At 61.8% G+C, this 23718-nt stretch carries 21 protein-coding genes; 12 read left to right on the forward strand and 9 right to left on the reverse strand.

The features are described from left to right. Positions 1-55: 55 nt before the first annotated feature. Positions 56-1570 carry a YifB family Mg chelatase-like AAA ATPase gene (locus tag Q1A06_RS18060; RefSeq protein ID WP_299566889.1) on the forward strand — a complete coding sequence of 505 codons (1515 nt, stop codon included), beginning with the start codon at positions 56-58 and terminating at the stop codon, positions 1568-1570. Here Q1A06_RS18060 and Q1A06_RS18065 read toward each other — a convergent pair. From Q1A06_RS18065 to rsmI, 4 genes are read right to left on the reverse strand one after another with little or no spacing between them, the layout of a single operon-like run. Next, on the reverse strand, positions 1536-2447 hold the full coding sequence (locus Q1A06_RS18065; RefSeq protein WP_299566891.1) for an alpha/beta hydrolase: 912 nt from the start codon (positions 2445-2447) through the stop codon (positions 1536-1538). The genes Q1A06_RS18060 and Q1A06_RS18065 overlap by 35 nt on opposite strands. Beyond that, positions 2444-3379 (reverse strand): glutathione synthase, encoded by a 936-nt coding sequence (gshB, locus tag Q1A06_RS18070; protein ID WP_299566893.1) that lies wholly within the window; start codon positions 3377-3379, stop codon positions 2444-2446. The genes Q1A06_RS18065 and gshB overlap by 4 nt, the downstream gene beginning before the upstream one ends. A gap of 57 nt (positions 3380-3436) precedes the next feature. Then, a complete protein-coding gene (locus Q1A06_RS18075; RefSeq protein ID WP_299566895.1) occupies positions 3437-3817 on the reverse strand; it encodes a YraN family protein in 381 nt (126 codons plus the stop codon). Positions 3818-3823: 6 nt separating this feature from the next. Then, positions 3824-4687 carry a 16S rRNA (cytidine(1402)-2'-O)-methyltransferase gene (rsmI, locus tag Q1A06_RS18080; protein WP_299566897.1) on the reverse strand — a complete coding sequence of 288 codons (864 nt, stop codon included), beginning with the start codon at positions 4685-4687 and terminating at the stop codon, positions 3824-3826. 85 nt (positions 4688-4772) lie between these two features. Between rsmI and Q1A06_RS18085 the strand changes: the two genes are divergently transcribed. The 4 genes from Q1A06_RS18085 to murJ all read left to right on the forward strand — a co-directional run bounded on the left by Q1A06_RS18085 (position 4773) and on the right by murJ (position 11844). Then, positions 4773-5951, forward strand: coding sequence for a penicillin-binding protein activator (locus Q1A06_RS18085; protein WP_299566899.1), 1179 nt, complete (start codon positions 4773-4775; stop codon positions 5949-5951). A gap of 59 nt (positions 5952-6010) precedes the next feature. Continuing rightward, positions 6011-8737 (forward strand): [protein-PII] uridylyltransferase, encoded by a 2727-nt coding sequence (locus tag Q1A06_RS18090; RefSeq protein WP_299566947.1) that lies wholly within the window; start codon positions 6011-6013, stop codon positions 8735-8737. Positions 8738-8897: 160 nt separating this feature from the next. Continuing rightward, positions 8898-10121 carry an MFS transporter gene (locus Q1A06_RS18095; protein ID WP_299566901.1) on the forward strand — a complete coding sequence of 408 codons (1224 nt, stop codon included), beginning with the start codon at positions 8898-8900 and terminating at the stop codon, positions 10119-10121. Between the two features lie 184 nt (positions 10122-10305). Continuing rightward, the gene (murJ, locus tag Q1A06_RS18100; protein WP_299566903.1) at positions 10306-11844 is read left to right on the forward strand and encodes a murein biosynthesis integral membrane protein MurJ; all 1539 of its coding nucleotides are present in this window, start codon (positions 10306-10308) and stop codon (positions 11842-11844) included. On the opposite strand, the gene Q1A06_RS18105 is transcribed toward murJ, so the two are convergent. Beyond that, positions 11841-12479: a rhomboid family intramembrane serine protease gene (locus tag Q1A06_RS18105; RefSeq protein ID WP_299566905.1), complete on the reverse strand. Its 639-nt coding sequence runs from the start codon at positions 12477-12479 to the stop codon at positions 11841-11843. The genes murJ and Q1A06_RS18105 overlap by 4 nt on opposite strands. A gap of 157 nt (positions 12480-12636) precedes the next feature. Here Q1A06_RS18105 and trpS point away from each other — a divergent pair, with 157 nt between their 5' ends. The 4 genes from trpS to Q1A06_RS18125 all read left to right on the forward strand — a co-directional run bounded on the left by trpS (position 12637) and on the right by Q1A06_RS18125 (position 16146). Continuing rightward, on the forward strand, positions 12637-13659 hold the full coding sequence (gene trpS / locus Q1A06_RS18110; RefSeq protein ID WP_299566907.1) for a tryptophan--tRNA ligase: 1023 nt from the start codon (positions 12637-12639) through the stop codon (positions 13657-13659). 76 nt (positions 13660-13735) lie between these two features. Then, the gene (locus tag Q1A06_RS18115; RefSeq protein WP_299566909.1) at positions 13736-14842 is read left to right on the forward strand and encodes a class II histone deacetylase; all 1107 of its coding nucleotides are present in this window, start codon (positions 13736-13738) and stop codon (positions 14840-14842) included. Between the two features lie 3 nt (positions 14843-14845). After that, the gene (locus tag Q1A06_RS18120; RefSeq protein ID WP_299566911.1) at positions 14846-15418 is read left to right on the forward strand and encodes a nitroreductase; all 573 of its coding nucleotides are present in this window, start codon (positions 14846-14848) and stop codon (positions 15416-15418) included. After that, positions 15409-16146, forward strand: a complete 738-nt coding sequence (locus Q1A06_RS18125) for an EI24 domain-containing protein (protein WP_299566913.1) — start codon at positions 15409-15411, stop codon at positions 16144-16146. Before Q1A06_RS18120 ends, Q1A06_RS18125 begins: the two co-directional genes overlap by 10 nt. On the opposite strand, the gene Q1A06_RS18130 is transcribed toward Q1A06_RS18125, so the two are convergent. Both Q1A06_RS18130 and mce read right to left on the reverse strand, forming a co-directional pair. Continuing rightward, the gene (locus Q1A06_RS18130) at positions 16076-16372 is read right to left on the reverse strand and encodes a DUF1467 family protein (protein WP_299566915.1); all 297 of its coding nucleotides are present in this window, start codon (positions 16370-16372) and stop codon (positions 16076-16078) included. The genes Q1A06_RS18125 and Q1A06_RS18130 overlap by 71 nt on opposite strands. A gap of 3 nt (positions 16373-16375) precedes the next feature. After that, complete coding sequence (mce, locus tag Q1A06_RS18135) at positions 16376-16780, reverse strand: methylmalonyl-CoA epimerase (RefSeq protein WP_299566917.1); 405 nt, start codon at positions 16778-16780, stop codon at positions 16376-16378. Between the two features lie 132 nt (positions 16781-16912). Between mce and Q1A06_RS18140 the strand changes: the two genes are divergently transcribed. Further along, on the forward strand, positions 16913-17632 hold the full coding sequence (locus Q1A06_RS18140) for a response regulator (protein ID WP_299566919.1): 720 nt from the start codon (positions 16913-16915) through the stop codon (positions 17630-17632). A gap of 10 nt (positions 17633-17642) precedes the next feature. Here Q1A06_RS18140 and Q1A06_RS18145 read toward each other — a convergent pair whose 3' ends face one another. Further along, complete coding sequence (locus tag Q1A06_RS18145; protein WP_299566949.1) at positions 17643-18368, reverse strand: GNAT family protein; 726 nt, start codon at positions 18366-18368, stop codon at positions 17643-17645. A gap of 434 nt (positions 18369-18802) precedes the next feature. Here Q1A06_RS18145 and Q1A06_RS18150 point away from each other — a divergent pair, with 434 nt between their 5' ends. Then, positions 18803-19279 (forward strand): hemerythrin domain-containing protein, encoded by a 477-nt coding sequence (locus Q1A06_RS18150; RefSeq protein ID WP_299566921.1) that lies wholly within the window; start codon positions 18803-18805, stop codon positions 19277-19279. A 66-nt stretch (positions 19280-19345) separates the two neighbouring features. On the opposite strand, the gene aspS is transcribed toward Q1A06_RS18150, so the two are convergent. Next, on the reverse strand, positions 19346-21121 hold the full coding sequence (gene aspS / locus Q1A06_RS18155; RefSeq protein ID WP_299566923.1) for an aspartate--tRNA ligase: 1776 nt from the start codon (positions 21119-21121) through the stop codon (positions 19346-19348). Between the two features lie 611 nt (positions 21122-21732). Here aspS and Q1A06_RS18160 point away from each other — a divergent pair. Further along, positions 21733-23550: an alpha/beta fold hydrolase gene (locus Q1A06_RS18160; protein WP_299566925.1), complete on the forward strand. Its 1818-nt coding sequence runs from the start codon at positions 21733-21735 to the stop codon at positions 23548-23550. Positions 23551-23718: the final 168 nt, after the last annotated feature.

The following is a 23718-nucleotide window of genomic DNA, read 5'->3' on the forward strand; positions in this document are numbered from 1 at the left end:
TCTTAAACACTCCTCGCCCTATCGTTAACCATACGGGTGGAATTGGGGAATCCGAATGGTATCACGCGCGTACAGCGTTGCGTTTCAAGGCGTTGAGGCGCGGTCGGTCGAGGTGCAATGCGCCGTGACGCCGGGCCTGCCCGCGTTTTCCATCGTCGGACTGCCGGACAAGGCCGTGTCCGAAGCGCGTGACCGCGTGCGCGCGGCGCTGACTTCCATGGCCATCGCGTTGCCTTCGAAACGCATCACCATCAACCTCAGCCCCGCAGACCTGCCAAAGGAAGGCAGCCATTTCGATCTGCCGATTGCGCTGTCGCTGCTTGCTGCACTCGAAATCCTGCCTGCGGATGTGGTCGAGACGGTCGTCGCCCTCGGAGAGCTGTCTCTGGACGGCACGCTGGTTCCCGTGGTTGGCGCGCTGCCGGCGGCGATGGCCGCAGCACAGGACGAGCGCAGCCTGCTGTGCCCCGAAGGTTCGGGCGCGGAGGCGGCGTGGGTCAATGCCTGTCAGGTCATCGCCGCCCGATCACTGGGCGATGTGGTGCGCCACTATACCGGCCAGGTGCCACTGCCACCCGCCGAACCGGGCGAGGTCACGACACCGGCACACATCCGCGACCTGCGCGATGTGAAGGGGCAGGAACGGGCCAAGCGCGCGCTGGAAATCGCCGCCGCCGGGCGGCATCACCTGATGCTGGTCGGCACGCCCGGTTCTGGCAAATCCATGCTTGCCGCGCGTCTGCCGACGATCCTGCCACCGCAATCGGCTGCGGAGGCTTTGCAAACCTCGATGATCCATTCGCTTGCCGGGCTTCTTGACGAAGGCGGCATTTCGCGCGAGCGGCCCTTTCGCGAGCCGCACCACACCGCGTCCATGGCCGCGATCATCGGCGGCGGACGCCACGCTAAACCGGGTGAGGTGAGCCTTGCCCACAACGGCGTTCTGTTCATGGACGAATTCCCCGAATTCCCGCGCACGGTTCTGGAAACGTTGCGCCAGCCCATCGAGACCGGTGAGGTGATGATCGCGCGCGCCAATGCGCATGTAAAATACCCCTGCAGGTTCATGCTTGTCGCTGCGGCCAATCCCTGCAAATGCGGCTATCTGACAGATCCCGCGCGGGCCTGTGCCCGCGTGCCCGACTGCGGCGACGACTACCTAGGCCGCATTTCAGGCCCGTTGATGGACCGCTTCGATTTGCGCGTCGACGTGCCACCGGTGAGCTATACGGATCTCGAATTGCCTGCCGCAGGCGAAGGATCAGCCGAGGTTGCGGCGCGGGTCGCGGCGGCACGCACGGTACAGCAGGCGCGCTATGCCGGGGCGCGCGATGTGCTTTGCAACGCCGACATTCAGGGCGATCTGCTGGAAACAGTGACGGCACCGGACGCGGAAGGACGCGATCTGTTGTTGCGCGCGGCAGATCGGTTCCGGCTGTCGGCACGCGGGTACCACCGTGTGTTGCGAGTGGCGCGCACGATTGCGGATCTGGACGGATCGGATTCCGTGCGCAAACCCCATGTCGCCGAAGCGGTCAGCTTTCGGCTTGCCAGTCTTGCCGTTGCCTGATCCAGGCCGCCAGCGCGTCGAGGCTTTCGCGCGCTTCGGGCAACACGTTGTGGAACATCGGCCAAACGTGCGGCAGATCATGCCGCTCGATCAACGTGACGTCGGCACCGCCACGGCGCAGCTTCTCCGCAAGACGGCGCGAATCTTCACGCAGGATTTCCGTATCCGCCACCGTGATCCAGACAGGCGGCGCCCCGGCCAGATCTGCGAAAAGCGGGCTGGCGGCTGGATCATTTGCAGGCCGCGCGCGCAAATAAAGACGAATGGTGCTCTGCGCCCGTTCCGCCGGCAACAGGACATCCTGGCCCGCGTTGTTTTGAAAGCTGGCACTGCGGCACGTCAAATCGGTCAACGGCGACAAGCCGAACATCGCTCCGGGCAGTGCGGCACCCTCGCCCAATAACGTCGCCAGCAAACCAAAGGCAAGCGCGCCGCCCGCGCTGTCACCGCCCACCACGACATCGGCGGGGTCCACGCCCTGCGCCACCAGTCCGCGCCACGCCGCCGCAACATCGTTTGGCGCGGCGGGAAAAGGGGCTTCGGGCGCAAGCCGATAGCGCGGCAGGATCGCGCGGGCGCCGATGCGGTGCGCGATCTGCGCCGCCAGCGCGCTGTGGCTGTCGGGGCTTCCGAACACGAAACCGCCCCCGTGAAGATAGAACAAAATGCGGTCGGGTCTGCGCCGGGGGGTGCTGATCTCAAGACAGTCGATACCGCCCAGGGCAGTCCGTTTGCGCCGGGTGCCGCGCGGTGGATGGAAAAACAGGCGCGCCTGGTTTTCGAACGTGCGGCGCAGGGTTGCGGGCGTGCCATGGCGCATCCGCTGCTTTTCAAAATTGCGCAGATACAGATTTAGCCAACGTTGACGGTGGCTCATGCGCGCCGCGCCTCAATCGCCTCCCAGATCTTCGCCGCGACATTGGTGCCATCGAATCGCTCAAGTTCCTGTATCCCCGTCGGCGATGTCACGTTGATTTCGGTCAGGTATTCGCCGATCACGTCGATGCCGACGAAAATCTGCCCCTTCTCCCGCAGAAGAGGCCCGATTTTCGCACAGATCTCCAGATCCCGTTCCGTCATGCCGACCTTTTCGGGCCGGCCGCCGACGTGCATGTTCGACCGCGTCTCGCCCGCTGCAGGCACGCGGTTGATCGCGCCGATGGCCTCTCCGTCGACAAGGATCACGCGCTTGTCGCCCTTGGACACGGCAGGAAGAAATTTCTGCACGATCAGCGGTTCGCGCGAAAAGCCGGTAAACAGCTCATGCAGGGAACTGAGGTTGCGGTCATCGGTGGTCAGCTTGAACACGCCCGCGCCACCGTTGCCGTAGAGCGGTTTGAGAATGACATCGCCGTGCTTTTCCTTAAACGCGCGGATCGTGCCGAGATCACGCGCGATGGTGGTCGGCGGCGTCAGGTCGGGAAACCGGAGCACCAACAGTTTTTCGGGATAGTTGCGGACCCAGAATGGATCATTCACCACCAGCGTTGTCTCTGAAATCATATCGAGCAGATGCGTCGATGTAATATAATGCATGTCAAACGGTGGATCCTGCCGCAACCATACGACGTCGAAATCCGCCAGATCGACCTCGCGCAATTCTCCCAATACGGCGGGTGTGCCCTCGACACGTTGGACGGTCATATCGTGACCGCGCGCCGTGATCCGTCCTTCCTGATAGGCCAGATGATCCGGCGTATAAAAGAAAAGCGAATGGCCGCGCGACTGGGCTTCTTCGGCGAGGCGGAAACTGCTGTCGGCGTTGATGTCCACGGCCCCGATCGGGTCCATCTGAAAGGCGATTTTCATGTGCGTATCCTTGCTGTTGCCATCTTGATGGCAAAGCAAACGATCCAACGCAATGCCTCAGCCGTGGCCGAAGGCGTTTTCAATGATCTGGAACGCACCCTGCCCGTTCACCAGCGCGACATCAAAACGCGCCTCCGTCAGGGCGCCTTGCGGTTGCGTGCTTAAAAACTCTTCGGCGCAGGCATAGATGCGTCGCATCTGTGCGCGGCCAAGACTGTGCGCGGCATCCTCGAAGGCACGGCTTTGTTTGACCTCGACGAAGATGAAACCGTCGCCATTGCGCACAATCAAATCAATTTCACCCGCTTGTCCGCGCCATCGGCGGCTGACCGGCGCGAACCCGCGATGCGCATAGTCCCGTGCGATACCCCCTTCTGCGGCGAGACCTGCGTGAAAGGCCATGGCACCCTTGTCGCGTCTTGCACTTTGTACGGACATTGACCCTCATTTCTGTTCCTGGCTCAGCGCGAGCGCCGTTTGATAGACCTGCCTGCGCGGCAGTGCATGCACTTGGGCCACCATGTCGACCGCATCGCGCATCGACATCTCCGTCAAAGCCGATTTCAGATCAGAGGTTAGATCCCCTTCGTTAACAGTCGGTAAATCCCCGCGGTCGATCAGCACGACGATCTCGCCTTTGGGCTTTTGTGTGGCGTAGTGTTTGGCGAGTTCCGCCAGCGTGCCGCGCCGGACCTCCTCGAATTTCTTCGTCAGCTCCCTGCACACGGCACCGGTGCGGTCCTCGCCCAGCGCCGCAGCCGCATCGCGCAGCATCGCGCCCAGGCGGTTTGGCGATTCGTAGAATACCAGCGTCGCGCGGATTTCGCGCAGCGCCGCGAGGGAGGCAAGACGCGCGGCCTTCGCGTTCGGCAGAAATCCCGCGAAGTGAAAGGCATCCGTCGGCAGCCCGCCCAGCGCCAGCGCCGTCAGAACTGCGGATGGACCGGGCGCGCAGGTGACGGGCACGCCAGCCTGTGCCGCGGCGCGCGACAGTTCGAACCCCGGATCGGCGATCAGCGGCATGCCAGCCTCGGAGGCATAGGCCACGGACTGACCCTCGCGCACCGCATCAATGAGACGCTCCACAACGCCTGCTTTGCTGTGGTCGTGCAGGGCGATAACCTTGCGTCCTTCCAGCGGGACGCCGTGAATGTCCATCAGCTTGCGCAAGGTGCGGGTGTCTTCGGCGGCAAGGATATCGGCGCTTGCCAGCACGTCGAGCGCGCGCAGCGTGATGTCGCGGGCTGTACCGATGGGCACCCCGACGAAGGTAATGCCGGGCGCTAACTTCTGCTTATTCACATTCAACGCTGGACCCGCCTTTTTCGAAGGGTATGATTGCCTCGGTACTTGCGGTATCTGCACCGCATCTTGATTGGGGAGAACCGTTACCATGTTTGCCATCCTACGCGCCATCCGAAAGCCTTTGCGGATCGCCTTGCTGCCTGTCGCGGCCCTGTTTCTCGCGGCGTGCGATCCCGCCATGATGGCCGGTGGCGGTGGCGGACCCCGGATCGACACGAGCGCGCCGGTGCCTGTCGCCCTTCTGGTACCGCGTGGCGGTTCCGCGTCCGACAATCTGCTGGCACAGAACCTTGAGAACGCGGCGCGGCTGGCGATCCGGGATCTGGGCGGAGTGCAGATCGACCTGCGCGTGTACGGCACGGCTGGTCAGGCTGCAACGGCAGCGAATGCTGCGTCGCAGGCGGTCGCGGATGGGGCCAAGATCATTCTCGGCCCGGTCTACGGCGAGGCGGCGAACGCCGCCGGCGTGGCGGTTGCGGCATCCGGGGTCAACGTGCTGTCGTTCTCCAACAATACCACCATCGCGGGCGGCAACGTCTTCGTGCTTGGGCCGACATTCGACAATACCGCAAACCGGCTGGTGCGCTATGCCAAACGTGCCGGCAAGGACAAGATTGTCGTGGTGCATGCGAACGACATCGGCGGACAGCTGGGACGCAACGCGATCCAGCAGGCCATCGCTGCGAACGGCGCGACGCTTGCGGGCTCCGTCGATTATGCGCTTAGCCAAGAATCCGTGCAGGCGGCCATTCCGCGCGTCAAGGCCACCATGGACGCCAGCGGCGCGAACGCACTGTTCCTGACGGCCAATTCGGCCACTGCGTTGCCCCTGTTTGCCAACCTGTTGCCCACCGCCGGTGTGACAGCGGCCTCGACACAGTACATCGGTCTGAGCCGCTGGGACATTCCCCCACAGACATTGGCCTTGCCGGGCATCCAGGGCGGGTGGTTTGCCTTGCCTGATCCCGGCGCGAGCGCCGCTTTCGCGCAGCGTTACAACGCGGCCTACGGCGACCGCCCACTCGATATTGCCGGACTGGCCTTTGACGGTATTGCGGCGATCGGATCGTTGGTCAAAAGCGGGAAAGCGACCGCGCTCACGGCCGGTGCCTTGACCCAAAATGCAGGATTTCGGGGCGCGAGCGGCATCTTCCGGCTGCGACCGAACGGCACGAATGAGCGCGGCCTTGCCGTCGCCGCCGTTCAGAACAACCGGGTCGTTTTGCTGGAAGGCGCGCCAAAAGCCTTTGGCGGCGCGGGCTTCTGAGCACGAAAGTGACCACTCCCAACGAATCACGTGATACAGACGCGGCACTTGAGCCGCGTCTGCTATCCAATCCGACCGATATCCTCGACCGTGACGATGCAGCGGCGCAGATTTCGAAGGCCGCCCGGGATGCGCCCGATGCGCTGCAATCTGAAATCGTCCGCATCCTGAGAACCGCCCAAAGCCGCGGGCGTCAGACGATTGCCGCGAACTTTGCCCAGAATCCGTTCGACGCCACGGCCATGACGGCGTCCTATACCTACCTGACCGACGGGATGGTCAAAGTGGTTCTGGACGCCGTGACCCGCTATCTCTACCCGCCCGCAGAAAACGGCCCGCACGAAACGCTGAGCGTGCTTGGAGTGGGCGGCTATGGCCGCGGAGAAATGGCGCCGTTTTCCGATGTGGATCTGCTGTTTCTGACGCCCAACAAGATGACGCCCTGGGCTGAGAACGTGATCGAGGCGATGCTCTATATCCTGTGGGATCTGAAGCTCAAGGTCGGCCATTCGAGCCGAACCATCCGCGACTGCGTGCGCTTGGGCGGCGAGGATTTCACGATCCAGACCGCCCTGTTGGAGCACCGCTATGTTTGCGGCGACCGTGACCTCGCGTTACGCTTGGACGAAACGCTCAAGCGGGATCTGTTCAGCGGTTCGGGACATGACTTCATCGAAGCAAAGCTGAACGAGCGCGACAACCGGCACCTCAAGTACGACCAGCGCTATGTGGTGGAGCCGAACGTCAAGGAGGGGAAGGGTGGATTGCGTGACCTGCAATCGCTGTTCTGGATCGGCAAATATATCCACGGTGTCGAACATTCAGCCGATCTGGTGGGCAAGGGCGTTTTTCGCGCCGACGAATACGAGACATTCAAGGACGCGGAAAATTTTCTATGGGCGGTGCGGGGTCATTTGCATCTGCTGACGAAACGCGCTTCCGAACAGCTGACATTCGACATGCAGGTCTCCGTGGCCGAAGCCATGGGGTACAAGGATCGCGATGGCCGTCGTGCCGTCGAAGTGTTCATGCAGGCCTATTTCCGCCATGCGACCGCCGTGGGCGATCTGACTCGCATCTTCCTGACCAAGCTGGAAGACATGCACGTCAAATCCGAGCCGTTGTTGGAGCGGATCTTTCGCCGCAAGCCGCGCATCAAGGACGGCTATGTCGTGGTGCACAACCGCATCGCCATTGCGGATGAGGCCGTGTTCCTGTCGGAACCGCTCAACCTGCTGCACCTGTTCGAGGAAGCCCTGCGCACGGGCATGTTGATCCACCCCGATGCAATGCGCACGGTAAAGGCGAACCTGCATCTGATCGACGATACCTTTCGCAACACGCCCGACGCGCAGCGCATGTTTCTCGATCTTCTGCTCAAACACGGCAACCCCGAACGTGCTTTGCGCCGGATGAACGAATTGGGCGTTCTGGCCGCTTTTATCCCCGAATTCGAACCGATCGTCGCGATGATGCAGTTCAACATGTATCACAGTTATACGGTGGACGAGCACACCATTCAGACGATCGCCAACCTGGCACGGATCGAAAAACACGAGCTGGACGAGGAGCTGCCTGTCGCCTCTTCCATTTTGCAGCGTGGCGTCAACCGCAGGGTGCTGTATGTGGCGCTGTTGCTGCACGACATCGGCAAGGGCCGGCGCGAAGACCACTCGATCCTCGGTGCTCAGATCGCCCGCAAGGTCGCGCCGCGTCTGGGGCTCAAGCAAGACGAGGTAGACACGGTCGAATGGCTGGTACGCTATCACTTGCTGATGTCGGACATGGCGCAGAAACGCGACATCGCGGACCCGCGCACGGTGCGCGATTTCGCCAAGGCGGTGAAGACGGTCAAGCGGCTGGATCTCTTGTGCGTCCTGACGGTCTGCGACATCCGCGGCGTCGGGCCGAACACCTGGAACAACTGGAAGGCCACCCTCATCCGCGGCCTTTACCGCCAGACCGAGCGCGGGCTGAAAACCGGTCTTGAGGATCTCAACCGTCAGAATCGGGGGACGGAGGCGAAAAAGGCCCTGCGCGTGGCCCTGCACGACTGGTCCAAGAAACAGCTCAAGGCCGAAACGTCGCGGCACTACGATCCGTATTGGCAGGGGATGCACGTTACCGCGCATGTGGCTTTTGCGAACATGCTGCGCAAAGTGACGGAGGACGCGATACTGATCGATCTGCACCCCGACGAAGAGCGTGACGCGACGCGCGCGTGTTTCGTTATGGCCGATCATCCCGGTATCTTTTCACGGCTCGCCGGCGCATTGGCCCTGGTCGGCGCGAATGTGGTCGATGCGCGCAGCTACACCACCAAGGACGGATATGTGACCGACGCGTTCTGGATACAGGACGCCGAAGGTAACGCCTATGAGGCCTCCCGCCTGCCCCGGCTGCGCCAGATGATCAAGAAGACCCTGCGCGGCGAGGTCGTCGCCCGAGACGCCCTGAAAAGCCGCGACAAGGTCAAGAAGCGCGAGAAAGCGTTCCGCGTTCCGACTGCGATCAGTTTCGACAACGACGGATCCGAAATCTATACCATCATCGAGGTGGACACCCGTGACCGGCCCGGATTGCTGTATGATCTGGCGCGCGCCTTGGCAGGGGCCAACGTCTATATTGCAAACGCCGTGATCGCCACCTATGGCGAGCAGGTTGTCGACACCTTCTACGTCAAGGACATGTTCGGGCTGAAATACTATTCAGAAACCAAGCAACGATTGCTTGAAAAGCGGCTGCGCAAGGCGATCACCGAAGGGGCCGAACGGGCCGACACCTGAGAACCGGCCAGGCGATGCAGGTTGTGATCCCGTCAGTCATGCGCAGTCTGTGTGTCTGCGCGCCGGCGGGGGAGATCGCCTGCACAGGCATCGGCGAAACACCTTTGCGGGCACGTAAAATCCGCCTAGGGTCAGCGTTTCCCGCCGAAGGAAAAAGCGCGTGCGCGTCGAGAGAAACATCAGGCTGATCCCGTGGTACCGGCTGTTCGACAGCCTGCTGTTCTGGCAGGCGATCTGGTTTTTGTATTTTCAGGCCAATTTGTCTGGCGCAGAAGCGATCTTTCTCTATTCAGTCTACGACATCTCGACCACCGTTCTCGAAGTCCCGTCAGGTTATTTCTCCGACAGGGTCGGTCGCAGGCGCACGCTTGTGATCTCGGCGGCGTTCGGGGTGCTGGGGTGCCTTGCCATCGCATTTGGCGGCAGTTTCGCGGTTTTCGCACTGGGTCAGTCGCTTTTGGGCGCGAGCACTGCGTTCAAATCCGGCACCGATACCTCGCTGATGTTCGAATCCCTTACCGCAGCGGGGCGCGCCAGAGAGGTCGAAGCGCAGGAAGTGCGCGTCTGGCGGTTTTCGCTGGCGGGATTCGCCATGTCCGCCGTCAGTGGCGGCGCGCTGGCGATGTGGTTTCCTGCCGCGCCTTTCTTTGCATCCGCCGCCGCCTTCGGCATCGCCGTCGCGCTCACATGGCGCATGGTAGAGCCGGAACGCCACACCACCGACGAAGCGCAAAGCCTGCCGGAGTTGCTGCGCACGCTGCGTGCGGCCCTTCGCCATCCGGTGCTGGCGTGGCTTTTCGCGCTGGCGGTGCTGATGTACGGGTTCAGCCATCTGCCCTTCATCTTCGGGCAGCCGTTTATTCTGCGTGCGCTCGAAGATGTGGGTCTGGGCGCGCAAACCCCGCTGGTCAGCGGTGCGGTGACGAGCGTGATGATGCTGGTGTCCGCCGCGGCCTCTGTTGTCGCGGTGCGGCTGCGCAAGGCTGCCGGTCTTCCGCTGATCCTGCTGGGGGCATTCGCCCTGCAGATCGGACTGGCCGGTACACTTGCCATGACGACATCGGTACTGGCGATCGGTATACTTTTTTTGCGGATGGTACCGGATTCACTTGCGACGCCGTTCATTACCGCCCGGATTCAGCCGCTTTTGACCGACAGCAGCCGTGCGACATATCTTTCGCTGCAAAGCCTCGCGGGCAAGCTGGCCTTTGCGGCCACCTTGATTTTCGCGGCAAGCGGTGCAGCGCGGGCGGGGCTGTTGCCTACCGAAGACCTTCAGCGGATCCTTGCGGTCTATTGCATCGGCGGTCTGGTCTGCCTCGGGCTTTTGGCGTTTACGTCAAGGGGAATTGCGCTGGAACCCGGCGCTCAAAAGACAGAGTGATCGGTTTGCACGCTGTCAAGTGTCCGCCTCCTAACATAAGGAAGAGCTTGCCTATTTGCCCCGGCAGGACGATGACGAAACCGGCGAGACGCCCGATGGGCGCCGCAGGCTGCGCACAGAATGCAATTGCGCGCCGTTGCGGCAATCGCTAGCCAATGCGCAAAGCAGAAAAGGCGCGCATGAGATGAAACCGATCCGATTGATGAGCGGCTTTTTTACGGTCGGCGGCTGGACCCTGCTCAGCCGGGTTCTGGGCTTCGTGCGCGAGGTGATGATCCTGTCGCTGATCGGTCCGGGGCCGCTGATGGACGCCTTCGTCGCCGCATTCCGGCTGCCCAACATGTTCCGCCGCTTTTTTGCCGAAGGGGCGTTCAACGCCGCCTTTGTTCCGATGTTCTCCAAGCGCCTTGAAGGCGGAGAGCATCCGGAAGCCTTCGCGCGCGATGCGCTCAGCGGGCTGTTCTTCGTCGTTTTATTGCTGACGGGGCTTGGCATGATTTTCATGCCTGCGCTGGTCTGGGCCACGGCGGAAGGGTTCAGCGGCGATGAACGCTTTGATCTGACCGTGGGTTTCGGGCGGATCGTGTTCCCGTACATCCTGTTCATGTCGCTTTCGGCGCTGTTCTCGGGGATCCTCAATGCCACGGGACGCTTTGCCGTCGCGGCGGCGGCCCCTGTCCTGCTCAACATATTCGTCATCTCGGCACTGGTCATCGCAAATGTCACCGGCGGCCCCGCGATCCTCTGGCTGGTCTGGGCGATCCCGGTTGCCGGCATCGCCCAGCTGACGCTGACGTGGCGGGCCGTGTCGGCGGCGGGGTTCAGTTTGCGGCCGAAGATGCCACGGTGGAATCGTCAGATGCGCGATCTGGTGGTCATCGCCCTGCCCGCCGCCATGGCCTCCGGTGTCATGCAGATCAACCTGGTAGTGGGCCAGCTTGTCGCCTCGCAATATGACAAGGCCGTAAGCTGGCTTTTTGCCGCGGACCGGTTGTACCAGCTGCCGCTGGGCGTCGTTGGCATCGCGGTCGGCATCGTCTTGCTGCCGGATTTGTCGCGGCGCCTGCGCGCGGGCGACGACAGCGGCGCGCAAACCGCGCTCAGCCGGGCCGCGGAGGTGTCGCTGGCATTGACGATCCCCTCGGCGGTGGCGCTCGTGGTGATCCCGCTGACGTTGGTGTCCGTTCTGTTCCAGCGCGGCGCGGCATCGGTGGATGACAGTGCCGCGATCGCGACGGCGGTGATGATCTACGGCCTCGGGCTGCCCGCCTTTGTTCTCCAAAAGATCCTGCAACCGGTGTATTTCGCGCGCGAGGACACACGCAGGCCGTTCTATTTCGCGCTTGCCGCGATGGTGGTGAACGCAGGCCTCGCCGTGGGTCTCGCACCCATCGTCGGCTGGTTGGCCCCCGCGATCGCGGCGACGCTGGCAGGATGGGCGATGTTTGCAATGCTGGCCATCGGAGCGCGGCGCTACGGCGATGCGGTGAGGTTCGATGCGCGGTTTCACAAGCGGATCTGGCGTATCCTGCTGGCCAGCGCAATCATGGGTGCGGTGCTGTGGTTCTTCAACGTACAGCTCAACACGCTGCTGGCGCTCGCGTGGTGGCGCAGCTTTGGCCTGCTGATCCTGTTGCTGTTGGGCGCGGTCGCCTACTTTGGCAGCGGCCAGATGCTGGGCGCGTTCCAGTTGTCCGAGTTCCGCCGCGCCCTGCGTCGCTAGCGCGGCCGCAGGCGCGACAGGATGCGCGCCCAGGCACCCGGCGCGCAGACAAAGCTGAGCAAAAAGCCGCAGAAGAACCCGGCAAGTTCGGCCACCCAACCGTTGCCGACGCTGGCGAACAGGCTCCAGATCAGTTGCAGCCCCATCAGCAAGGCGATCAGGCTGAACGCCTGCCATTGCGGCCCGCCGGTGTCCGCCTGTTTGCGCCACAGAACAAAGCTGTAGCCGCCGATCAGCCCGTAAACGGAGGGGTACGCACCGACCAGCCAGACCGGATCGTTCAGCAGCAGCGCATAGGCAAGCGCGCCGCCGATCCCCGAGACGAAGAAAAGCGCCAGCATGGCAAGCTGTCCCATCACCTCGGCGGCCATCTTGCCCAGCGCGAGCATTAGCACGATCGCGATCAGCGCGTGGGTAAAGCTGAGATGGATGAACGGATAGGTGATAAAGCGCAGCAGGTGTTCAGCGGGGAAATACCCTTGCGCCCACATCGCATCGAAGATCTGACCCGAAAAGCCCCAGTCGCGCACCAGCGCCAGACGCCAGCCGATTGCCGCAGGACCGCCGACCAGACCGCCTTCGGCAAGGGACAGCGTGCCCTCGATCCCCGCCATGATCACGAAGAGGGCAAGCAAGACCGGAGGAAGAGTGTTGAAGGGCGGCTCGAAGGATGGGTCCGGAGATCGGTCTGACACAGGCGGGGGATGCTTTCACTGATGGGGTCGGTTGACGCTCGCTGGCGCCATGGGTAAGCCCATCGCAACGATATATCCAGCCCCATCGGAGCCCCCCATGACCGAGACACAATTCACGCCGCGCGTATTTTCCGGCATCCAGCCGTCCGGCGGTCTGACGCTTGGCAACTATCTCGGGGCGATCAAGCGATTCGTCGACATGCAGGACCAGGGCGACTTCGAGACCGTCTATTGCATGGTCGACCTGCACGCGATCACGGCCAAGCTGCTGGACCCTGCGACCCTGCGCCACAACACGCGCGAGCTTGCCGCCGGGTTCATCGCCGCCGGCATCAATCCCGACAAATCGATCCTGATCAACCAGAGCCAGGTCCCTGAGCACGCGCAACTGGCGTGGATCTTCAACTGCGTCGCGCGCATGGGCTGGATGGGACGCATGACGCAGTGGAAGGACAAGGCGGGCAAGAACGCCGAGGCGGCGTCTTTGGGTCTTTTCGCATACCCTGCGCTGATGGCCGCCGATATCCTGATCTATCACGCGACTCATGTACCTGTGGGCGAGGACCAGAAGCAGCATCTGGAGCTGACCCGCGACATCGCGACCAAGTTCAATCACGATTACGGTGTCGATTTCTTTCCGCTCACGGAGCCCGTGATCGAAGGGGCGGCGACGCGGGTGATGTCGCTGCGCGACGGGTCCAAGAAGATGTCGAAGTCCGATCCCTCGGACGCCAGTCGCATCAACATGACCGACGATGCCGACACCATCGCCAGAAAGATCCGCAAGGCCAAGACTGATCCCGACGCCCTGCCCTCCGAGGAAGAGGGGCTGAAGGACCGGCCAGAGGCGCGCAATCTGGTGAACATCTACGCCGGGCTGAACGAACAGACAGTCGCGCAAGTGCTGGCAGATGTCGGCGGGCAGCAGTTCGGCACGTTCAAGCCCGCACTCGCGGAATTGGCCGTCGCCAAATTGGCGCCGATCGGCGCGCGGATGTCCGACCTGATGGCCGACCAGTCGGAGATCGACCGGATCCTTGCCAAAGGTGCCGGACAGGCACGGGAAATCGCCGCTCCGATCCTGCGGAAAACCTATGACATCGTCGGGATGGTTGGCTGAGACAGGCGCCGCCATAGACAAACAGGGGCCGCACCCCCATCTTGCGCATTGGGACGCCAACACGAGGGGACGCAGCATGAGCACCGGGTTTTTCTGGGACGAACGGACCTTCTGGCACGCTGGCGGCAATTATGCCTTCACGCTGCCGTTAGGGGGGCTGGTGCAGCCGCTCGCGGCGGGCGGTTTGCCCGAAAGTCCCGAAACGAAGCGCCGCTTGAAAAACCTGATGGACGTGACCGGCCTATCGCGCGATCTGGAGATGCGCAGCGCCGATCCTGCCAGCCGCGACGAGCTGCTGCGTGTGCACCCCGCATCCTACCTCGATGCGTTCAAGGCGGCATCGGACTCCGGTGGCGGTGAGCTGGGACATCACGCGCCGTTCGCACAGGGCGGATACGAGATCGCCGCGCTGTCTGCGGGTCTGTGCGCCGCTGCGGTCCGTGCTGTGGCGGAAGGGTCTCTGGAGAACGCCTATGCGCTGAGCCGTCCGCCCGGTCATCATTGCGAACCGGACGCACCGATGGGGTTTTGTCTGCTCGCCAACATTGCCATCGCCATCGAGGCGGCGCGCGCCGAGGGCCACATCCTACGCGCCGCCGTCGTCGATTGGGACGTGCATCACGGTAACGGCACCGAAGCCGTATTTTATGGCCGCGACGATGTGCTGACCATTTCCCTGCATCAGGAGGGGAACTATCCGCTGGATACCGGCGCGCTGCACGATCGCGGGCACGGCGCGGGCGAGGGATACAACCTTAATCTGCCATTGCCTGCCGGGCTCGGCCACGCCGGATACCTGCACGCCATCGACAGCATCGTCGTGCCGCAGCTCGAAGCGTTCCGGCCCGATATCATTATCGTCGCCTGCGGATATGATGCGGCTTGCTCCGATCCGCTCAGCTCGATGCTGGCCACTGCCGATACCTACCGCCGAATGACGGAGCGCCTGAAAGACGCCGCAGCACGTTTGTGCGACGGGAAGCTCGTGCTGGTGCACGAGGGAGGGTATTCCGAAGTCTACGTGCCGTTCTGCGGACACGCGGCGATCGAAGCACTGTCGGGCAGCACCGCCCACGCTCAAGATCCGATGGCTGTGGGATTTGCCAGACGCCAACCCAATTCCCGCCTCGGCGCGTTTCACGCCCGGATGATCGATGAGATGGCACAGGAGGCAAGACTGTAACCGATGCCCGTACCCAATCCCGACGCCCTGAAGTTCCTGCAAACCCGCCGCTCGCGGCCGGCGAAAACACTGACCATGCCGGTGCCGGACCGCGATACACTGATGATGCTGCTCGAAGCCGCCGCGCGCACGCCCGATCATGGCAAACTGGAGCCGTGGCGATTTATCGTCATCGACCGGGCCGCGATGGCACAGCTTGCGGATCTGGCCACGGCGCGGGGCACGGCTCTTGATCTCGATGCCGAGCAGATCACGAAGGGCCGCACGCAGTTCGATCAGGGCAATCTTGCCGTTGCAGTGATCGAAGTGCAGCGCGCCTCGCCGAAAATTCCCGCGATCGAGCAGACCTACTCCGCCGGCGCTGTCTGTCTCGCGCTGCTCAACGCGGCGCTTGCGGCGGGCTGGGGAGCCAACTGGCTCAGCGGATGGCCAAGCCATGATCGCAGTTTCGTCGCGCAGGCCTTTGCCCTCGCGCCGAACGAACGTGTCGCAGGGATCATCCACATCGGCACCGAAACCTCTGCGCCGCCAGAACGCCCGCGCCCCGACATTGATGCGATCACCACATGGCTTTGACGACAATTTTCCGTGCCTTTGGCCTGACGATCGGACAGATCGGCGATCCGCGCTTTACCCGCGTCCTGCTTGTGGGCGTGGGCCTTGCACTGGCGCTTTTGGTGGGGGCGTCAGCGGGTCTGATCTGGCTGATCGACTGGCTGGCGGGCGACACCGCGTCGCTGCCGCTGGTGGGAGAGATTAACTGGCTCGACGATGTGTTCAGCTGGGGCGCGGCACTGGTCCTGATGGTGTTGTCGGTGTTTCTGATGGTACCGGTTGCATCTGCCATCACGTCATTGTTTCTCGACGATGTGGCCGATGCGGTAGAGGCGGTGCATTACCCGGCGATCCCCCAAGGTCCGCGCACCCCATTCTGGGAGGCGCTGCGCGATTCGGTGAATTTTCTGGGCGTGATCGTAGGCGTCAATATCCTCGCTCTGATACTGTATCTGGTGTTCGCGCCCGTGGCGCTTTTCATTTTCTGGGCGATCAACGGTTATCTTCTGGGCCGGGAGTATTACACGCTGGCTGCGATGCGCCGGGTGGGTCGCACCCGTGCAAGAGAGCTACGTCGTAAACACGCCCTGACGATCTGGGCGGCGGGAACGCTGATGGCGATTCCGTTGTCGGTGCCGCTTCTCAACTTGGTGGTGCCGATCCTGGGGGCGGCGACCTTTACCCACCTGTACCAGATGCTGCCGCAGGGGCGCCCCGCCCCATCCAGTTCTCCAGATCATCCACGCTGATCCAGCCCGACAGGATCACCGTCACGAAGAACCCCCAGATCAGGATCGCGACGATGGTCGTCCAGATCGCCTTTTTCTTCAGATGATGGTGTTCGGGCGCGCCCGCATGGGTGCCCGGCACGATGTCTTTCAGATCACCCTGCGTCTTGACGCGGATCGGCAGCGCGATGAAGAACGTCAGGAACCATACGACGGCGAAAAGAACGATTGCGGATGTCAGCCCCATCGCTCAGACCTGTTCAAGCTCGACGAGCGCGCCGTTGAAGTCTTTGGGATGCAAGAACAGAACCGGTTTGCCATGTGCGCCGATCTTGGGCTCGCCGGTACCAAGAACCCGTGCGCCGGTGGTTTTAAGATGGTCGCGCGCGGCGATGATGTCTTCGACCTCATAGCAAATGTGGTGGATCCCACCCGATGGGTTCTTCTCCAGAAAGCCTTTGATGGGCGAATCGTCGCCCAGTGGGTACAAAAGCTCGATCTTGGTATTGGGCAATTCGATGAAAATGACCGTGACACCGTGATCGGGTTCGTCTTGCGGCGCACCCACGTTCGCGCCCAGCGCATTGCGGTACTGGTCGGCGGCGGCCTCCAGATCGGGAACGGCAATGGCTACATGGTTCAGACGTCCAATCATGGGGTTTCCTCTCTGGCTGATTTGCGCCCCCTTATGCGACGGCGCGCGTCCAAGGGCAATGCGGCGCATTAACCCGTCGTTAGCCATGCGTGGCCCATTGTCGGCAGACAGCACAGGAATCGGAGAACTCTCATGGACACGCCTGACCCCTTCTCGGCCAAATACCCGACACCGACCGCCGCGCGCCCGCTTCTGGGCCTCACCGTCCTCGTTGTCGAGGACAGCCGCTATGCCTGCGAAGCGGTGCGCCTCTTATGTTTGCGATCAGGTGCGCGCGTGCGGCGGGCCGATTGCATCCGCTCCGCGCGGCGTCATCTGCAGGTGTACCGCCCTTCGGTCGTGTTGGTCGACATGGGGTTGCCCGACGGTAACGGCGCGGACCTCATCGCCGAGTTGCGCGATGTCGAAGGGTCTGAAAGCATCCTTCTGGCAACGTCCGGCGAGCCTGAACGCGAAGCTGACGCACTTGCGGCCGGTGCGCAGGGGTTCTTGGCGAAACCCATCACCTCCCTTGCGGTTTTCCAGCAGATGGTGTTGGCCAAGCTGCCTGCGGATCGGCAACCCAAAGGACTGCGCATGGTGGTCGACGATGAGATCGCGCCGGAACGGATTGCGTATCACGACGACATCACCCATGCCGCAGAAATGCTCGACAGCCCGCCCGATGATGCGACGCTCGATTACATCGCGCAGTTTCTCGGCGGTGTCGCGCGGTCGGCGAATGACGAAAGCATGGCGGACGCGGCAAAGGCGCTGGCGCGCAGACGTGCCGCAGGAGAAGCGGCAGGATCCGAAACAGCGCAAATCGCGGGGTTGATACAGGAACGCCTCACGGGCAAGGTCGCGATCTGATTGCAGGGCCTTACAGGCTTGGATCACTTGCCGCGCGCACGAGGCTGGTCATATCGCCCAGCCGCTCGTGTTGCTGGCCCGCGGAATCGAAATTCGCCGGTAACAGCCATGCCGTATAGGCTTCCTTGAGCGCCGGCCATTCCGCGTCGATTATGGCAAACCATGCGGTATCCCGGCTGCGCCCCTTGACGACGGTCGCTTGCCGGAACACTCCTTCGTAGCTGAAGCCAAAGCGTTCTGCCGCGCGGCGCGAAGGCGCGTTCAACGCGTTGCACTTCCATTCAAAGCGACGGTAGCCTGCTTCGAACACCCACTCCATCATCAGGAATATCGCTTCTGTCGCGGCGGGGGTGCGCTGTAATGCGGGGCTGAAGCTGATGTTGCCGACCTCGATCGATCCCGCCTGCGGGTTCATCCGCAGGTAGCTTGCCATACCTTCGAACCTGTCGGTTTGCAGGTTTCGGATTGCGTAGAACGTCTGATCCTCGCGCGTCGCGACGTCCCGCACCCAGCGGTAGAACTGCGCCGCCGAAGAAAACGGTCCGTCGGGCATGTAATCCCAAACAGCATCCGCCCCGGCAAAGGCACGATACAGAAGCGCCGCGTGTGCATCGGCATCCAGCCGCTCCAACGCCGCGAACCGTCCGGACCGCGCACCCCAGTTCGGCAGTGGCGGCGGGGTCCAGTCTTTGACGGTTGCACCAATGGGGGCACCGGAAGGGGTTAGCGTTTTCATGATTAAGTGATAGGCCGCGCGGGTGCCGAGGCCAAGCCTCGAATGGTCGCGGTCAATCACATGACACTGGAGACACTAAACGGCCCCCCTTGCCACACTTCGCCGGTAGCTCTTGGGAGAGCAAAAAAGGGCAGTCCCCAGATGCGTCAACGCCTTACCACATTCTTCAAAGATGCCTCCCGCTGCGGCAGTCGTGGATTGGGTCGTGTTGACAGCCGCGGTCGTCGATCTGGCATTCACACCGATCGGCAGCGTCAGGACGGGGACATGGACTTGGGGAGTAACATCGACAGGTTTCTGACCACGCAGGAGCCGTTTATCCAGAACGCCGGAGGCGGCGGCGCGTAATTTGGCAACCGCCCGCGACCCGCCGGGAACCGCAGTGCGAACCCGCGTGTTAGGCTCGTATATTTCACGGCAAAGGAGCCTCGATCATGCCTTCCATTTACGATGCGATCAAAGCCGATCACGATACACACCGGGACCTGTTGAATGCCATCGCCGACACGAACGGCGACAGCGATGCGCGGCGCAAGAAGTGGGACGAATTTTACCACGATGTCAAATCTCACGCAGCAGCGGAGGAGGAGACATTCTATTCCAAACTCATTTCAGAGACCTGGGGCCAGGATGCGGCGCGTCACTCGGTGCACGAACATCAGCAACTCGATGATCTGATGGAAGAGCTGAACGACATGGACATGTCATCATCCGACTGGCTGGACCGGTTCAACACGCTCAAGCACGATTACGAGCATCATATCGACGAAGAAGAAAACGAGGTCTTCGAACGTGCGCGCCAGGTCATTGACGAAGGTGAGATCGAAGGTTTTGCCAAACGGTTCGAGGCACGCAAGAAGGAAGAGCGCACCTTGATCGACGAAAAGAGGAAAGACAGTCTCGAAGATTGAATTCTGTTTGCCAAAACAAAAGCGCCGCAGTTTCCTGCGGCGCTTTTTAAATCAGACTTGTATGCGTCAATCTTGCGGGATCACCCGCAAGCCCAATTCCATCAGCTGATCCGACGCAGGCTCGGACGGCGCGTTCATCATCAGATCTTCGGCGCGCTGGTTCATCGGGAACAGGATGACTTCACGGATGTTCTGCTCGTTCGCGAGCAGCATGACGATCCGGTCGATGCCTGCCGCGCAGCCGCCGTGGGGCGGGGCCCCGTATTGGAACGCATTTACCATGCCACCGAACCGCTTGCGCACCTCATCCTCGCCGTATCCGGCGATCTCAAAGGCCTTGAACATAATCTCGGGCTTGTGGTTCCGGATCGCACCAGACACCAGCTCGTACCCGTTGCAGGCCAGATCGTACTGGTATCCCAAAACCTCAAGCGGATCGCCCTGAAGGGCTTCCATGCCGCCTTGGGGCATCGAGAATGGGTTGTGTTCGAAATCAATCTTGCCGGTTTCTTCGTCTTTCTCGTAAATCGGAAAATCGACGATCCAGGCAAAGGCGAACCGGTCCTTGTCGGTAAGGCCAAGCTCTTCCCCGATGACATTGCGCGCGCGGCCCGCAACGCTTTCGAACGCTTTCGGCTTGCCGCCGAGGAAAAACGCCGCATCGCCCACGCCAAGGCCCAGTTGCTGGCGGATCGCTTCGGTGCGCTCGGGACCGATGTTCTTGGCCAGCGGTCCTGCCGCCTCCATCCCTTCGCCCTGATCGCGCCAGAAGATATATCCCATGCCGGGCAGCCCTTCCTTCTGGGCGAATGCGTTCATGCGGTCGCAAAACTTGCGGCTGCCGCCGGTCGGCGCGGGGATCGCGCGGATTTCCGTGCCGTCCTGCTCCAGCAGCTTGGCGAAGATGGCAAAACCGGAGCCCGCGAAGTGATCGGACACGACCTGCATCTTGATTGGGTTGCGCAGATCGGGCTTGTCGGAGCCGTACCAAAGGGCCGCATCCTTGTAGGAGATCTGCTCCCACTCCTGATCGACTTTTCGACCGCCGCCGAATTCCTCGAAGATGCCGCCGATGACCGGCTGGATCGTGTCAAAGACATCCTGTTGTGTGACAAAGGACATCTCCATGTCGAGCTGGTAGAAATCCGTCGGCGAGCGGTCGGCGCGCGGGTCTTCGTCGCGGAAGCAGGGCGCGATCTGGAAATATTTGTCGAACCCCGACACCATCAGCAACTGTTTGAACTGCTGCGGCGCTTGCGGCAGGGCGTAGAATTTGCCGGGATGCAGGCGCGAGGGCACCAGAAAGTCACGCGCGCCTTCGGGCGACGACGCGGTGATGATCGGTGTCTGAAATTCGCGGAACTTCTGATCCCACATCCGCTTGCGGATCGACGCGACCACGTCGGAGCGCAGGATCATGTTGTCCTGCATCTTCTCCCGGCGCAGATCAAGGTAACGATAGCGTAGGCGCGTTTCCTCGGGGTATTCCTGATCGCCGAACACCTGCAAAGGCAATTCCCTAGCGTGGCCGAGCACCTCAATCTCGCGGATGAACACCTCGATCTCGCCAGTCGGGATTTTCGCGTTGACCAGCTCGGGCGCGCGCGCCTTGACCGTACCGTCGATGCGGATACACCATTCGGCGCGGACCTTTTCGACCTCGGCGAAGGCCGGGGAATCCGGGTCGCAGATCAGTTGCGTCATGCCGTAATGATCGCGCAGGTCGATGAACAGGACGCCGCCGTGGTCGCGTACGCGGTGGACCCACCCCGACAGGCGAACGCTATCCCCCACGTTATCGGCGTTGAGTTCGGCGCAGGTCTGGCTTCGGTAGGCGTGCATGGCGGTCCCTTTCGTTGGGCAAATGTTGCGCGCAGCTACACCGCGCACAGCCCTTGAAGTCAAGAGGACGGGGCGAGAATCGGCCCTTGAGTGCGTGGCGTAACGGGGTCAGCAGGACTTGGCTCCGGAAAGGATTTGCGACAATACCCAGCGAAGCCGACCACCTGCGGCGACGTCGCAGCGCCGCGACATTACCCAAGGCCCACGTCATTCGAAGGAATGTGCAACTCTGTTGTCGTCGGGCCGATACGTCTACCTTCGAGCCACCAGCGCCGGCACACCGTCGTCGCCAAGATGGTGCTCCTACCGGGCGATCATCTCTGCATAGGTGGATCTGAGCGGATAGCTTCGACCGAACACATTCGAAAAATTCGTCTGAGTGGACATGCCGCAAGCCTCGGCGACGCACGCTGCACGCAAGGGAATGCCGCAGAAGATCCACGGTGCACTGAACTGGGTCCGCAGCCATTGCAAAAACGCGTACGGGCAAGCAACCCTGACCTGAACGGGCACGCCAGCTTTGTCGAAATCCCGTGATGTGGATCAAATGCGCGGCACTTCTTTCCTGCTACTGATCCGGGAAATGCGTTTTGCAAAGGTGCTGCCGACAGATGAATACCGATCAAAAGACCGAAAAAAGAACCGCTGCAGACAGATCGCTTCCCGTGGTGATCCCCGGTCCGCAACCGGCGGAGGATGCCGCGCCGGTCGCGCCCACCCACGAGAACCTTGACCGCGCGATGCGCGCCGCGATGGCGCGTCTGACCGGTGGCATCTCTCCGCATTCGGTGTTCGAAGCGTGGAGCGACTGGGCGCTGCACCTCGCCCGGTCCCCCGGGCGCCAACTGGAACTGACCGAGCGCGCGCAGGCGAACGCGTTAAAGTTGCTGGCCTACGCTGCCGGTGCGACTACCGACAAGGAGGTGAACGCGCCTTTCTCTCCGCGCCACTACGATCACCGATTCGTGCATCCGCTATGGGGCAAAACACCATTCAACCTGTGGCAGCAAAGTTTCCTTGCCACGCAGGACTGGTGGTTTCATGCAACGCAGAACATGCGCGGCTTGCGCAAACAGGACGCCGACCGGATGCAGTTTCAGGTGCGCCAGGGCTTGGATTTACTCTCCCCCTCCAATTTTCCATGGTTGAATCCTGAAATCATCGACCAGTCCGTCAAGACAGGTGGAAAGAACCTTATCGAAGGAGCCAGCGTTTTCGCGGACGACATGATCCAAACCCTAACGCAGGCACATAAACCGGCGCCGGAAGGATACCGGATCGGTACGGACCTCGCCCGTACCAAGGGCAGCGTGGTATTCCGCAACGCGCTATTCGAGCTTATCCAGTACACACCGCAAACGGAAACCGTGCATCCGGAACCCGTCCTGTTCGTACCTGCATGGATCATGAAGTACTATATTTTGGATCTTTCTGCACAGAATTCGATGGTTAATTATCTGGTATCCCAAGGCTTTACCGTCTTCATGATCTCTTGGTGCAATCCGAAGGCAGACCAGGCGGAGCTGTCTCTCGAAGATTACCGCAAATCGGGCATTCTCGCGGCTCTGAATGCGATAGAGACGATTGTGCCGGGCGAGAAAATCCATGCGAACGGCTATTGCCTTGGCGGTACGCTGTTGGCCATCACGGCGGCAACGATGGCAAGGGACTGCGACGAGCGGCTTGCGTCGATCACGCTAATGGCAGCACAGGTCGATTTTGCCGAAGCCGGCGAACTCCTGCTCTTTGTCGATGAAAGCCAGGTGGCATTCGTCGAGGATATGATGTGGGAACAAGGGTATCTCGACCGACCGCAAATGGCGCGCACGTTCGCGTCGATCCGTGCCGAAGACCTGATCTACACTCGTGCGGTCAACCGCTATTATCTGAACAAACCTGATCTGCCGACTGACATCGGGGTCTGGAACGGCGACACGACCCGAATGCCCGCACGCATGCATTCCGAATATCTGCGCGGTCTGTTTCTGGAAAACCGCCTGACCGCGGGTCGTTTCGCCGTCGAGGGGCGGGTGATCGCCCTGAAAGACATTGCGGCCCCCCTGTTCGTGATCGCAACAGAGGCGGATCACATCGCACCCTGGCGATCGGTCTACAAAACCGCTCTGTTCACCGACTGTGACCTTACATTCGTGCTGACGAAAGGTGGCCACAACGGGGGCATCATCAGCGAACCCGGACATGCCAACCGACACTACCGTATCGCCAACCGACGGGTCGGCGCGCACTATAAAGGTCCAGATCCGTGGTTAGCGGATGCCGATCCGACAGACGGCTCCTGGTGGCCGGACTACGCAAAATGGTTGGCCGCGCAGTCCGGATCGCGCATAGCCCCCCCAAAGACAGGCGCCCCCCAAGCAGGCCTGCCCCCACTTTGCGACGCACCGGGGACTTATGTTCATCAGATGTGATGAACACCGGGGTCCGCGATACCGCGCGGCTTGGAAGAGATCGCTCTTTTCAGCCAGACTTCCGCCGCAATATCCAATCGGGTCGTGGAACATTTACAGAGACTTGTCCGTGCCGCCTTATTACAATCCACTGAACAAAAAAGCGAACAGCCCGGTCCGTATTATACA

It is taken from the genome of uncultured Sulfitobacter sp., assembly GCF_947497275.1.
Classification (GTDB): Bacteria; Pseudomonadota; Alphaproteobacteria; order Rhodobacterales; family Rhodobacteraceae; genus Sulfitobacter.